The organism is Edwardsiella sp. A.80236, assembly GCF_044540725.1.
Taxonomy (GTDB): Bacteria; Pseudomonadota; Gammaproteobacteria; order Enterobacterales; family Enterobacteriaceae; genus Edwardsiella; species Edwardsiella tarda.
In genome coordinates this window covers 1-12,365 of the sequence record NZ_JBIUCY010000032.1, presented here as the reverse complement: position 1 = coordinate 12,365, position 12,365 = coordinate 1, and the positions used below count along the sequence as shown (strand labels likewise).

Below are 12,365 nucleotides of genomic sequence, written 5' to 3'. Positions count from 1 at the left end.
CAACCGTACGAAATGTTATAAATTATCGGACATCGTAAAACTGTTACATTAATATGTCTATTAAATCGTAAATTTGTAATAATAGACATGAGTTGTCCGATATTCGATTTAAGGTACATTTTTATGCGACTTTTTGGTTACGCTCGGGTCTCAACCAGTCAGCAGTCTCTTGATCTTCAGGTCAGAGCACTCAAAGACGCAGGTGTGAAAGCAAACCGTATATTTACCGATAAGGCATCCGGCAGTTCAACAGACCGGGAAGGGCTGGATTTGCTGAGGATGAAGGTGGAGGAAGGTGATGTCATTCTGGTTAAGAAGCTCGACCGTCTTGGCCGCGACACTGCCGATATGATCCAACTGATAAAGGAATTTGACGCTCAGGGCGTGGCAGTCCGGTTCATTGATGACGGGATCAGTACCGACGGTGATATGGGGCAAATGGTGGTCACCATCCTGTCGGCTGTGGCACAGGCTGAACGCCGGAGGATCCTAGAACGCACGAATGAGGGCCGACAGGAAGCAAAGCTGAAAGGAATCAAATTTGGCCGCAGGCGTACCGTGGACAGGAACGTCGTGCTGACGCTTCATCAGAAGGGCACTGGTGCAACGGAAATTGCTCATCAGCTCAGTATTGCCCGCTCCACGGTTTATAAAATTCTTGAAGACGAAAGGGCCTCGTGATACGCTTATTTTTATAGGTTAATGTCATGATAATAATGGTTTCTTAGACGTCAGGTGGCACTTTTCGGGGAAATGTGCGCGGAACCCCTATTTGTTTATTTTTCTAAATACATTCAAATATGTATCCGCTCATGAGACAATAACCCTGGTAAATGCTTCAATAATATTGAAAAAGGAAGAGTATGAGTATTCAACATTTTCGTGTCGCCCTTATTCCCTTTTTTGCGGCATTTTGCCTTCCTGTTTTTGCTCACCCAGAAACGCTGGTGAAAGTAAAAGATGCTGAAGATCAGTTGGGTGCACGAGTGGGTTACATCGAACTGGATCTCAACAGCGGTAAGATCCTTGAGAGTTTTCGCCCCGAAGAACGTTTTCCAATGATGAGCACTTTTAAAGTTCTGCTATGTGGTGCGGTATTATCCCGTGTTGACGCCGGGCAAGAGCAACTCGGTCGCCGCATACACTATTCTCAGAATGACTTGGTTGAGTACTCACCAGTCACAGAAAAGCATCTTACGGATGGCATGACAGTAAGAGAATTATGCAGTGCTGCCATAACCATGAGTGATAACACTGCTGCCAACTTACTTCTGACAACGATCGGAGGACCGAAGGAGCTAACCGCTTTTTTGCACAACATGGGGGATCATGTAACTCGCCTTGATCGTTGGGAACCGGAGCTGAATGAAGCCATACCAAACGACGAGCGTGACACCACGATGCCTGCAGCAATGGCAACAACGTTGCGCAAACTATTAACTGGCGAACTACTTACTCTAGCTTCCCGGCAACAATTAATAGACTGGATGGAGGCGGATAAAGTTGCAGGACCACTTCTGCGCTCGGCCCTTCCGGCTGGCTGGTTTATTGCTGATAAATCTGGAGCCGGTGAGCGTGGGTCTCGCGGTATCATTGCAGCACTGGGGCCAGATGGTAAGCCCTCCCGTATCGTAGTTATCTACACGACGGGGAGTCAGGCAACTATGGATGAACGAAATAGACAGATCGCTGAGATAGGTGCCTCACTGATTAAGCATTGGTAACTGTCAGACCAAGTTTACTCATATATACTTTAGATTGATTTAAAACTTCATTTTTAATTTAAAAGGATCTAGGTGAAGATCCTTTTTGATAATCTCATGACCAAAATCCCTTAACGTGAGTTTTCGTTCCACTGAGCGTCAGACCCCGTATAGTGCTGAGAGATCCCCTCATAATTTCCCCAAAGCGTAACCATGTGTGAATAAATTTTGAGCTAGTAGGGTTGCAGCCACGAGTAAGTCTTCCCTTGTTATTGTGTAGCCAGAATGCCGCAAAACTTCCATGCCTAAGCGAACTGTTGAGAGTACGTTTCGATTTCTGACTGTGTTAGCCTGGAAGTGCTTGTCCCAACCTTGTTTCTGAGCATGAACGCCCGCAAGCCAACATGTTAGTTGAAGCATCAGGGCGATTAGCAGCATGATATCAAAACGCTCTGAGCTGCTCGTTCGGCTATGGCGTAGGCCTAGTCCGTAGGCAGGACTTTTCAAGTCTCGGAAGGTTTCTTCAATCTGCATTCGCTTCGAATAGATATTAACAAGTTGTTTGGGTGTTCGAATTTCAACAGGTAAGTTAGTTGCTAGAACCCATGGCTCCTTTGCCGACGCTGAGTAGATTTTAGGTGACGGGTGGTGACAATGAGTCCGTGTCGAGCGCTGATTTTTTCGGCCTTTAGAGCGAGATTTATACAATAGAATTTGGCATGAGATTGGATTGCTTTTAGTCAGCCTCTTATAGCCTAAAGTCTTTGAGTGACTAGATGACATATCATGTAAGTTGCTGATAGGTTTCCAGTTTTCCGCTCCTAGGTCTGCATATTGTACTTTTCCTCTTACTCGACTTAACCAGTACCAACCCAGCTTCTCAACGGATTTATACCATGGCACTTTAAAGCCAGCATCACTGACAATGAGCGGTGTGGTGTTACTCGGTAGAATGCTCGCAAGGTCGGCTAGAAATTGGTCATGAGCTTTCTTTGAACATTGCTCTGAAAGCGGGAACGCTTTCTCATAAAGAGTAACAGAACGACCGTGTAGTGCGACTGAAGCTCGCAATACCATAAGTCGTTTTTGCTCACGAATATCAGACCAGTCAACAAGTACAATGGGCATCGTATTGCCCGAACAGATAAAGCTAGCATGCCAACGGTATACAGCGAGTCGCTCTTTGTGGAGGTGACGATTACCTAACAATCGGTCGATTCGTTTGATGTTATGTTTTGTTCTCGCTTTGGTTGGCAGGTTACGGCCAAGTTCGGTAAGAGTGAGAGTTTTACAGTCAAGTAATGCGTGGCAAGCCAACGTTAAGCTGTTGAGTCGTTTTAAGTGTAATTCGGGGCAGAATTGGTAAAGAGAGTCGTGTAAAATATCGAGTTCGCACATCTTGTTGTCTGATTATTGATTTTTCGCGAAACCATTTGATCATATGACAAGATGTGTATCCACCTTAACTTAATGATTTTTACCAAAATCATTAGGGGATTCATCAGCGTATAGTGTTTTGCAGTTTAGAGGAGATATCGCGATGCATACGCGGAAGGCAATAACGGAGGCGCTTCAAAAACTCGGAGTCCAAACCGGTGACCTCTTGATGGTGCATGCCTCACTTAAAGCGATTGGTCCGGTCGAAGGAGGAGCGGAGACGGTCGTTGCCGCGTTACGCTCCGCGGTTGGGCCGACTGGCACTGTGATGGGATACGCGTCGTGGGACCGATCACCCTACGAGGAGACTCTGAATGGCGCTCGGCTGGATGACGAAGCCCGCCGTACCTGGCTGCCGTTCGATCCCGCAACAGCCGGGACTTACCGTGGGTTCGGCCTGCTGAATCAATTTCTGGTTCAAGCCCCCGGCGCGCGGCGCAGCGCGCACCCCGATGCATCGATGGTCGCGGTTGGTCCGCTGGCTGAAACGCTGACGGAGCCTCACGAACTCGGTCACGCCTTGGGGGAAGGATCGCCCGTCGAGCGGTTCGTTCGCCTTGGCGGGAAGGCCCTGCTGTTGGGTGCGCCGCTAAACTCCGTTACCGCATTGCACTACGCCGAGGCGGTTGCCGATATCCCCAACAAACGGTGGGTGACGTATGAGATGCCGATGCTTGGAAGAGACGGTGAAGTCGCCTGGAAAACGGCATCGGATTACGATTCAAACGGCATTCTCGATTGCTTTGCTATCGAAGGAAAGCCGGATGCGGTTGAAACTATAGCAAATGCTTACGTGAAGCTCGGTCGCCATCGAGAAGGTGTCGTGGGCTTTGCTCAGTGCTACCTGTTCGACGCGCAGGACATCGTGACGTTCGGCGTCACCTATCTTGAGAAGCATTTCGGAACCACTCCGATCGTGCCTCCGCACGAGGCCGTCGAGCGCTCTTGCGAGCCTTCAGGTTAGAGGCCGTCGACAATGATAATCTGGATCAACGGACCTTTCGGCGCCGGAAAGACGACGCTCGCTAAGCGGCTGCGCGATCGGCGTTCCAAATCGCTGATCTTTGACCCCGAGGAAATCGGGTTCGTGGTGAAAGAAACGGTCCCCATGCCAGCGAGCGGAGACTATCAGGATCTCCCCTTGTGGAGGGGACTTACGATCGCGGCGGTCAGGGAGATTCGAAGGAATTACTCGCAGGACATCATCATCCCAATGACGCTCGTGCACCCGGACTATCTGACTGAGATACTCGACGGGGTAAGGCGGATCGACGATCAGCTGCTGCACATCTTTCTGACGCTCAACGAGGACCTATTGCGTCACCGGATCGCGAACCAGACCATGCATCCTGACCCGAATCGAAATGCGGAGATTCGAGAGTGGCGATTAGCGAATGTCGCCCGATGCTTGGCCGCAAGGGAACGGCTTCCATGCACAACCCGTGTTCTCGATAGTGGTGCACACACCAGCGATGAACTCGCAGCGATGGTGCTCGACGGAATCGATGGGCGCACCTGATCGCCTTCGACGCCTGCGCAAAGCGTAGCGCGAGGGTGGCGGGCTCACGACCAAACGCCCAGAGGTCGATCATCGCAGGGATGTTTGGCTTTGTGGTGCGGACGACGGGACTCGAACCCGTACTCTCACAGAGAAGCAGATTTTCGTACCACCTCGACTTTCGCCGCCGTCTGATGACGTTCGTGGTCTGGACTGTCCCTTCGCCATTGCCCGAAGGCTTTAGGCGCCGCCCGTCCAGTCTCTACACCTTCCCCCGAAGGGGCTTGGCTCGGGATTGGCTTAGGGTATTGCCCGTTAGCGTTCCCCGACTTTGAGCGGTTCTACTCCGCGGATTTCCCCGCGGGCACTCCAATTTTAAAGTCTGCTGCGTCTACCGATTTCGCCACGTCCGCCTTTTTTCGCCGTTCCTAGCGCTCGTGCGATGCACCTATGTTGCACCTAGCGCCGAATCGTTCTTCGTCATCCTGAAAAACCACGTCTCCTAAAGCCTTGCATAGCTTATCTTTTCTCCACCACGAACTTTTTTGTGGGATGGTAGAAAAAAAGACTTTTTAAGTCCGCTGGCTTGCCAGGCCTTGTTAGCTTGTACGGTCATGGTTATCGGGTAAAGAATATTGACGGCATCGCTGGTGTCGGTGGCTGAAAAGCCGGCTCCCATCAGGGCAATAGCCATTTCAGATGCAGGCGTACAGGGCAATGGTCAACAGCTACAGCCTGTCTGACGATTCCGGCGTCATGGCTGCGGCGGCTATCACGCATTTTTTGTTCGGTCAGGCGGTGTTTTCGTACCTCAATGGTTGGAGCGGGGGTCAGTTTGGATATCGAAAATTATTGTACGTTAAGGCTATTTTTTGACCTTTCGACTTTAGCGGGTCTCAACCGACGAAACTTACCGGAAGCCGGTATCCTGTTGCTTTTCCAGATATAATCCCCTGTCAGATTAATGTGCTCCCAGCCTAACGGCGACAAATGTGACAGCAGTTGCTCGTTGATCTTCACCCCTTTACGCTTCAGGGCATCGATCGCCCTTTCCATATAGACGGTATTCCACAGTGAGATAGCAGCCGTCAGCAGCGTAAGCCCACTGGCGCGATAACTCTGATTTTCCGGTTTTCGGTCCCTGATTTCACCCAGCCGGTGCAGGAATACCGCCCGCGCCAGCGCGTTACGGGCTTCTCCTTTATTCAGCCCCGCCTGTACTCGCCGACGCAGTGTAGGATCGCGGAACCAGTCGAGCATAAACAGCGTTCGCTCAATGCGGCCAATTTCTCTCAGTGCTTTGGCAAGTCCGTTTTGCTTGGGGTAGCTGGCCAGCTTTTTCAGCATCAGAGATGCTGTCACGGTTCCCTGCTTTATCGAGGTCGCCAGACGCAGCACTTCACGCCAGTGAATTTCGATCTCTTTCAGATTCAGGCTGGTCGTTGATATCAGTGACTGAAGCGCCGGGTACCGGTCTGCTTTCCCTTGGATAAACAGCTTCTTGTCGTGGAGATCCCTGATTCGCGGACAGAACGCAAATCCCAGCAGATGCATCAGGGCAAAGACATGATCGGTGAAACCCGCTGTATCGGTGTAATGCTCCCTGATTTCCAGGTCGCTTTCGTGGTACAGCAAGCCATCGAGAACATGGGTTGAATCCCTGACTCGACTGATTATGCAGGTATAAAACGGGCTGTATTGATCCGAAATATGGGTATAAAACTGACGTCCGGGCTCCTGCCCGTATTTCGGGTTAACCTGCCCTGCGTAGCGGCCTGAGCTGCCTGTTCTGAAATTTTGTCCGTCTGATGATGACGTTGTCCCGTCTCCCCAGAATGCCGCAAGTGGTCTTTTCCCCTGCGCGTTTACCAGCTCTGCAAGGGCGGCTGAATAGGTTTCGTCGCGGATGTACCATGCCTGGATATCTTCCAGTGATGATTTGGTGCTTCCGGGGCAGGCTTCCGCCATTTTGGTCAGACCAAGATTGATGCCATCCGCAAGGATGGTGGTGAGGAGCAGGCGGGTATCGGGACGGGTAATGTCATTTTTTATATGCGAAAAATGTCGGGTAAACGTCGTCCAGCTGTTTACCTCATCGAGAATTTCCGTGATTTTAGGACGCGGTAGCATGCTGTAAACCAGCTCTGCCAGCGGTGAAACCTGCACCGGGACGCAATTATCCAGCGGAGATACTTTTACTCCCCTGTCAGATATTTCCACATCGGGCAGCTCACCAAGGGCAGCCATGGCATTGACCTCTTCAAGTCTGGACTGAAGCAGGGTCATACGGCTGGTAATGTACTCATGATAATCAGCAGATACGGGCAGGGGTAGCGCCGGTGTGAGTTTGTCAAAGTCCTTTTCGGGAATGAGGTAATCATCAAAGTTTTTGTAGCGGCGTGAGCCTTTAACCCAGATGTCCCCGGAGCGCAATGCCCCCTTAAGCTCGCTGAGCGCACAAAATTCATAGTACTGCCGGTCAACACCCGCAGGTGTAATCACCACCTTGCGCCAGCTTTCAGGGACAAACTCAAGCGGCGCTGTCGCCGGAACTTTACGTGACTGCTTCCGGTACATATCCTTGATCACAACCAGCGCATCAGCCAGAGGTTGCGCTGCCGGGGTGGCGACTAACTGTAAAGCGGATAACATGCGCGGGGCATATTTCCGTAATGTGCTGTATTTCTCAGTAATAATATGCAGCGGATCAAAATTATTTTTCCTGGCGAGATGGCGTGTTTCCTCCAGACTGGCGACAAATTCAGGCCATGGCAGTATGTTTTCTATTGCGAGCCATGGATCGCCACCGGAATCACGGGCTTCAGACAGTGCCTGGCCGACATCGATGTACTGCCTCAGTTTTGACTGGATCAGCTTTCCGGTCTGCTGAAGGCGCTCAGCCTGTGTTCTTTTGGCTTTGCTGAACAGGCTGTTCAGCATGCGTTCATGCAGCTCAATCACTTCATCTGTCAGTGTGGCTCGGGCTTCTTCCAGCACGCACACCAAGATCGCATGACGCCGGGCTGCTGAAAATCGGGTCAAATCCCGGCTACTCATCTTCCGGCCTTCCCGCGCCAGTTTCAGCAACCGGTTCTGGTGAATGGTACGATCTATACCTTCCGGTAACGCCAGCGATTCAATGCTACTGAGCCGATCAAGGTGTTGTAGCACGTTCTTACCATTGATTTTACCTGGCGGTTGCAGAAGCCATGTCAGTCTGGAAAACTGATTATCTGAGGACTCAAGTAAACGATCAAGGGCATCCCTGTGAGCCGGAGTTAACGGGGCATTCAGGGTCTGAAATACGATTTTATCGCCGCCAGCCATGGCCTCCGCACAGGTACGCTCCACGACATCAATCGCGGGGATTATCACGTTGTTCTTCCGGAGCCAGACCAGCAGTTCTTCGGCCAGGAGAATACCTTTATCGGTGCGCGTCGCCATCGGCAGCAGGTGTGTAATACAGTCCTGCTGTATTTTGCCGGTGAACGCTTTTACGCCAAGATAGCGGTACAGTTCGGTTAAATGCTCGCGCCGGGTGGTATCCCTGCCGGAAAGGTAAGCAGGCCAGAGATCCCCGGTAAGTTTTAGCCTGCTGGCGATATGCTTCAGCAGCGCATCAGAGGGTGGGATTTTTTTATCCGGTGCAAAGCCGACATTTTTCAGATAGCAAAGAAGGACGGCAAAACCAAAACGGCTGGCAGGTTTACGGTGAGCACTGATAAGCGCCAGATCATGCTCACTGAAATAGGCCATTCGTGTCAGCGTTAACTCATCGTCCGGTAATGCCAGTAATGATTCTCTTTCCGACAGAGAAAGAATCTGCCTCCTTGCCATATAGTTTCCCTCATAAATTATCCGATGCGGTATTTTTAGCAAAAATGGTTATCGCATAAGGGTACACCCTGACGCCATATTCAAAACGTGACGGCACACGATGAATGACATAACCTATATGCGATAGATTAAATGCAATAACTTAAATGCGATAACGTGGTGGAAAAATGTTCATCAGAGCTTATTTAAGGGCATCGACGGAAGATCAGTTCGCCGATCGGGCAAAAGAGATGCTGGAGCAGTTTGTTCAGGAGCGGGGACATAAAATAGCCAGTTACTACCGGGAGAACATCAGCGGTACAAAACTTGACCGCCCGGAACTGGGGCGCTTACTGATGGACAGTCACCGCAATGATATTTTACTGGTCGAGCAGATAGACCGTCTGACCCGTCTGAGCAACAGCGACTGGATGACGCTGAAAAAGCAAATCGAGCAACACGAGCTGCGGATTGTCAGCCTCGATGTACCCACCTCATGGCAGGCGCTGTCAGATAAAGATCCTTCGCAGGCTGACCCAATCACCCGCGCCGTGATAACCGCCATCAATAATATGCTTATCGACCTGATGGCCGCGATGTCGCATAAGGACTGGCTGAGCCGCCGCCATCGGCAGAAGCAGGGAATTGAACGGGCACATACGCTGGGAAAATACCGGGGCAAACAGGCCGATCAGGAACGACATAAGAAAGTTCTGTATTACCGACAGGTCAAGAAACTGAGCATAAGAGAAACTGCTGAAGCCACCGGTTACAGCACATCTCAGGTCTGCAGGATTCAGGCCCTGTTCAGGCCTGAAAATTAAGCACATTTTCTGAGGCTGGAAATCAACTCATGCTGACAGCCTGAGCCTGTTGGCATGGTAAGCAATGTGCTCACCAATAAAGCTGGAAATGAAATAATAGCTGTGGTCGTAACCAGTATGATATCGGAATGATGCGTTGATGTTCATCTCGTTGCACACTCTTTCAAGACTTTTAGTGCGTAACTGATCTTCATAAAAGGCGTCACTTAATCCCTGGTCAATAAAAATTTCTGGTAATTTCGCACCCTGTAAAATGAGACTGACGGGATCGTAGTGCTCCCACGTTTTTTTATTTTCACCCAGGTACGCGGTGAATGCCTGTTGTCCCCATGGCACCTGAGAAGGTGACACTATTGGTGAAAATGCCGATACACTCACATATTCATCAGGATTTCGCAGCGACAGAACCAGCGCTCCCAGCCCCCCCATGGAGTGACCGGATATTGATTTCCTTGATGTTACAGGTAAATGCTCCATGACAACATCCGGAAGCTCATGGAGAATATAGTCATACATCCTGTAATGCGTGTTCCACGGATGTTCCGTCGCGTTCAGATAAAATCCGGCACCCTGGCCCAGATCGTAGCTGTCAGCATCTGCGACATGCTCTCCACGGGGACTGGTATCAGGAACAACGACGATGATGTTGTTCCTGGCGGCATAATGCTGCATACCCGATTTGGTGATGAAATTCTGCTCCGTACAGGTCAGACCCGAGAGCCAGTACAGGACCGGCAGTTTTTCTGTTGCTGCTTTGGGGGGAAGATAAACACCGAAATTCATCCCACAATTAAGTGTTTGTGAATTATGGCGGTATACGTTTTGCCAGCCGCCAGCGCTGGCATGCTGCTCGATGAGTTCCATCAGCCTCTGTCTCATGGTTATTTCCCCTGACAGGGAGTCAGGGGAAGTCTCTTTATAGCCGGACGTCAGATGAACGTATAAGCCGTGATTTTGTTACCCGCAGGGTCTCGCAGGTAGGCTGCATAGGCTCCAGGGAGATGGCTGCGCGGGCCAGGCTGACCTTCATCTTTCCCTCCGGCGGCAAGGCCCGCGGCGTGGAAAGCATCAACTTCTTCCGGACTTGCAGCTGCAAAGCCGACAGTAACGCCGTTGGCCGATGGCGCTTCACCGTTGCCCGGATGTGCAATAATAAAGGCTGGCTTTTCGCGACCATAAAGTACCCAGCCATTGCCAAACGGGCCGAGGTTATTGATGCCAAGCGTACCGAGGACAGCATCGTAAAAATCAGCGGATTTTTCAACATCGGATGCACCGATGAAGACGTGGGAAAAAACGTCATTACCAGAAATTACAGGTGTTGCCATGATCCATTTCCTTCAGTTGGTTTGACTCAGTTAAGACGCTATCAGTAACGGATTACCGTACGGATTGATTTACCTTCATGCATAAGATCGAAGGCCTCATTGATTTCATCCAGCGTCATCGTGTGGGTAACAAATGGCTCCAGTTCAATTTCACCCTTCATGGCATCTTCTACCATGGCCGGAAGTTGCGTACGGCCTTTCACTCCGCCGAAAGCAGAACCTTTCCATACGCGCCCGGTAACGAGCTGGAATGGACGGGTGGATATCTCCTGCCCGGCGCCGGCCACGCCGATGACAATGGACTGGCCCCAGCCACGGTGAGCACTTTCCAGCGCCGCACGCATAACGTTGACGTTACCGATACATTCAAAAGTGTGGTCAATGCCCCATTTGTTGATTTCAAGCAGCACATCTTTAATCGGTTTGTCATGGTCGTTCGGGTTGATGCAGTCGGTTGCACCGAACTGACGGGCAAGTTCGAATTTGGCCGGGTTGGTGTCGATAGCGATAATGCGTCCTGCTTTTGCCTGGCGAGCCCCCTGAACGGCAGCCAGACCGATTGCGCCAAGACCAAAAATAGCGACAGAATCTCCAGGCTGTACTTTCGCTGTGTTGTGAACAGCGCCAATCCCGGTAGTCACGCCACAGCCCAGCAGGCAGACGTGTTCATGGTTTGCCTCCGGGTTAATTTTTGCCAGAGAAACCTCGGCCACTACCGTATACTCACTGAAGGTGGAGCATCCCATGTAGTGGTAAAGAGGCTGGCCATTGTAAGAAAAGCGGGTGGTTCCGTCAGGCATCAGTCCTTTTCCCTGAGTTTCGCGAACCGATACACAGAGGTTCGTTTTCCCGGACTGACAGAATTCACACTCCCCGCATTCGGCGGTGTAAAGCGGAATCACATGGTCTCCCGGCTTCACGCTGGTCACGCCTTCACCGACCTCCACGACGACACCGGCCCCTTCGTGGCCGAGAACCACCGGGAAAACGCCCTCAGGATCGTTCCCGGAGAGGGTAAAGGCATCGGTGTGGCAGACACCGGTGTGGGTATTTTTAATCAGCACCTCGCCTTTTTTAGGTGGTGCAACATCAATTTCAACAATCTCCAGGGGCTTCCCTGGTGCAAATGCAACGGCAGCACGTGATTTCATATGTAAATTATCCTCAATGTGATGGCTTAGCTATTTAAGATAGGCGCGAACCAGTTCAATCGTATCGTCAACGGATTTACTGATTTCATGGCTGTAGCTGTCATTCTGGTCAAAGGTTTCCCGTATGTGGCTCTCGAGCACCTCTGCCATAAGACCGTTAGCTGCTCCGCGAACGGCAGCTATCTGCTGAAGAATGGAACGGCATTCAGCACCATTTTCCAGCGCTCTTTCCAGAGCATCAATCTGACCCCGAATGCGGCGAACACGGGTAAGGACCTTTTTTTTCTCTTCAGGAGTACTGGGCATTATTTACCTCACCATTTTTGATTTTATATACTATAGTGGAGTATATAATTATCGTCAATGCATACTCCACTATAGTATAACTAAGAATAAACATAACTACCTTTATTTACGATATAAATCATATATTTATATTATTTTTGGCTGTGATACTGTCGGAAGGAAAGTTACTACAAAAATGATATCTACCGATACGGGATTTGGGGCATAGGCGGTTCTGTTAAATTTCGCCAGATATTGGCTCATCATTGATGGTCAAAAAATGAGCCTAACGTACAATAATTTTCGATATCCAAACTGACCCC

General features: G+C 50.4%; 12 protein-coding genes. 5 read left to right on the top strand and 7 right to left on the bottom strand.

The genetic code is table 11. The features are described 5' to 3' along the window. The first annotated feature begins 123 nt into the window (after positions 1-123). On the top strand, positions 124-681 hold the full coding sequence (locus tag ACEQFP_RS16865) for a recombinase family protein (protein ID WP_001235713.1): 558 nt from the start codon (positions 124-126) through the stop codon (positions 679-681). 182 nt (positions 682-863) lie between these two features. After that, the gene (locus tag ACEQFP_RS16860; protein WP_000027057.1) at positions 864-1,724 is read left to right on the top strand and encodes a broad-spectrum class A beta-lactamase TEM-1; all 861 of its coding nucleotides are present in this window, start codon (positions 864-866) and stop codon (positions 1,722-1,724) included. A gap of 168 nt (positions 1,725-1,892) precedes the next feature. On the opposite strand, the gene ACEQFP_RS16855 is transcribed toward ACEQFP_RS16860, so the two are convergent. After that, positions 1,893-3,101: an IS4-like element ISVsa5 family transposase gene (locus tag ACEQFP_RS16855; protein WP_001339197.1), complete on the bottom strand. Its 1,209-nt coding sequence runs from the start codon at positions 3,099-3,101 to the stop codon at positions 1,893-1,895. Between the two features lie 142 nt (positions 3,102-3,243). Here ACEQFP_RS16855 and aac(3)-IId point away from each other — a divergent pair, with 142 nt between their 5' ends. Both aac(3)-IId and ACEQFP_RS16845 read left to right on the top strand, forming a co-directional pair. Continuing rightward, positions 3,244-4,104 (top strand): aminoglycoside N-acetyltransferase AAC(3)-IId, encoded by an 861-nt coding sequence (aac(3)-IId, locus tag ACEQFP_RS16850; RefSeq protein ID WP_000557454.1) that lies wholly within the window; start codon positions 3,244-3,246, stop codon positions 4,102-4,104. A gap of 12 nt (positions 4,105-4,116) precedes the next feature. Continuing rightward, entirely contained in the window at positions 4,117-4,659 is a 543-nt protein-coding gene (locus ACEQFP_RS16845; protein WP_000587837.1) for an AAA family ATPase, read from the top strand. Positions 4,660-5,140: 481 nt separating this feature from the next. Here ACEQFP_RS16845 and ACEQFP_RS16840 read toward each other — a convergent pair whose 3' ends face one another. Further along, complete coding sequence (locus tag ACEQFP_RS16840; RefSeq protein ID WP_000951934.1) at positions 5,141-5,332, bottom strand: hypothetical protein; 192 nt, start codon at positions 5,330-5,332, stop codon at positions 5,141-5,143. A gap of 155 nt (positions 5,333-5,487) precedes the next feature. Continuing rightward, positions 5,488-8,475, bottom strand: coding sequence for a Tn3 family transposase (locus tag ACEQFP_RS16835; RefSeq protein WP_072756842.1), 2,988 nt, complete (start codon positions 8,473-8,475; stop codon positions 5,488-5,490). A 167-nt stretch (positions 8,476-8,642) separates the two neighbouring features. On the opposite strand from ACEQFP_RS16835, the gene ACEQFP_RS16830 reads away from it, so the two are divergent. After that, on the top strand, positions 8,643-9,278 hold the full coding sequence (locus ACEQFP_RS16830) for a recombinase family protein (protein WP_000470623.1): 636 nt from the start codon (positions 8,643-8,645) through the stop codon (positions 9,276-9,278). Positions 9,279-9,305: 27 nt separating this feature from the next. Here the strand turns inward: ACEQFP_RS16830 and fghA are convergent, their stop codons facing one another. The 4 genes from fghA to frmR all read right to left on the bottom strand — a co-directional run bounded on the left by fghA (position 9,306) and on the right by frmR (position 12,063). Then, the gene (gene fghA / locus ACEQFP_RS16825; protein ID WP_071686688.1) at positions 9,306-10,142 is read right to left on the bottom strand and encodes an S-formylglutathione hydrolase; all 837 of its coding nucleotides are present in this window, start codon (positions 10,140-10,142) and stop codon (positions 9,306-9,308) included. Positions 10,143-10,207: 65 nt separating this feature from the next. After that, positions 10,208-10,606 (bottom strand): VOC family protein, encoded by a 399-nt coding sequence (locus ACEQFP_RS16820; protein ID WP_000235177.1) that lies wholly within the window; start codon positions 10,604-10,606, stop codon positions 10,208-10,210. Positions 10,607-10,647: 41 nt separating this feature from the next. Next, positions 10,648-11,757, bottom strand: coding sequence for an S-(hydroxymethyl)glutathione dehydrogenase (gene frmA / locus ACEQFP_RS16815; protein WP_000842086.1), 1,110 nt, complete (start codon positions 11,755-11,757; stop codon positions 10,648-10,650). Positions 11,758-11,787: 30 nt separating this feature from the next. Further along, complete coding sequence (gene frmR, locus ACEQFP_RS16810) at positions 11,788-12,063, bottom strand: formaldehyde-responsive transcriptional repressor FrmR (protein ID WP_001141270.1); 276 nt, start codon at positions 12,061-12,063, stop codon at positions 11,788-11,790. Between the last annotated feature and the right edge of the window lie 302 nt (positions 12,064-12,365).

Excerpts from the sequence above, each read along its gene's own strand:
- ACEQFP_RS16865 (WP_001235713.1), top strand. The coding sequence starts at position 124 with ATGCGACTTTTTGGTTACGCTCGGGTCTCAACCAGTCAGCAGTCTCTT.
- ACEQFP_RS16860 (WP_000027057.1), top strand. The coding sequence starts at position 864 with ATGAGTATTCAACATTTTCGTGTCGCCCTTATTCCCTTTTTTGCGGCA.
- ACEQFP_RS16855 (WP_001339197.1), bottom strand. The coding sequence starts at position 3,101 with ATGTGCGAACTCGATATTTTACACGACTCTCTTTACCAATTCTGCCCC.
- ACEQFP_RS16845 (WP_000587837.1), top strand. The coding sequence starts at position 4,117 with ATGATAATCTGGATCAACGGACCTTTCGGCGCCGGAAAGACGACGCTC.
- ACEQFP_RS16840 (WP_000951934.1), bottom strand. The coding sequence starts at position 5,332 with ATGGCTATTGCCCTGATGGGAGCCGGCTTTTCAGCCACCGACACCAGC.
- ACEQFP_RS16835 (WP_072756842.1), bottom strand. The coding sequence starts at position 8,475 with ATGGCAAGGAGGCAGATTCTTTCTCTGTCGGAAAGAGAATCATTACTG.
- ACEQFP_RS16830 (WP_000470623.1), top strand. The coding sequence starts at position 8,643 with ATGTTCATCAGAGCTTATTTAAGGGCATCGACGGAAGATCAGTTCGCC.
- fghA (WP_071686688.1), bottom strand. The coding sequence starts at position 10,142 with ATGGAACTCATCGAGCAGCATGCCAGCGCTGGCGGCTGGCAAAACGTA.
- ACEQFP_RS16820 (WP_000235177.1), bottom strand. The coding sequence starts at position 10,606 with ATGGCAACACCTGTAATTTCTGGTAATGACGTTTTTTCCCACGTCTTC.
- frmA (WP_000842086.1), bottom strand. The coding sequence starts at position 11,757 with ATGAAATCACGTGCTGCCGTTGCATTTGCACCAGGGAAGCCCCTGGAG.
- frmR (WP_001141270.1), bottom strand. The coding sequence starts at position 12,063 with ATGCCCAGTACTCCTGAAGAGAAAAAAAAGGTCCTTACCCGTGTTCGC.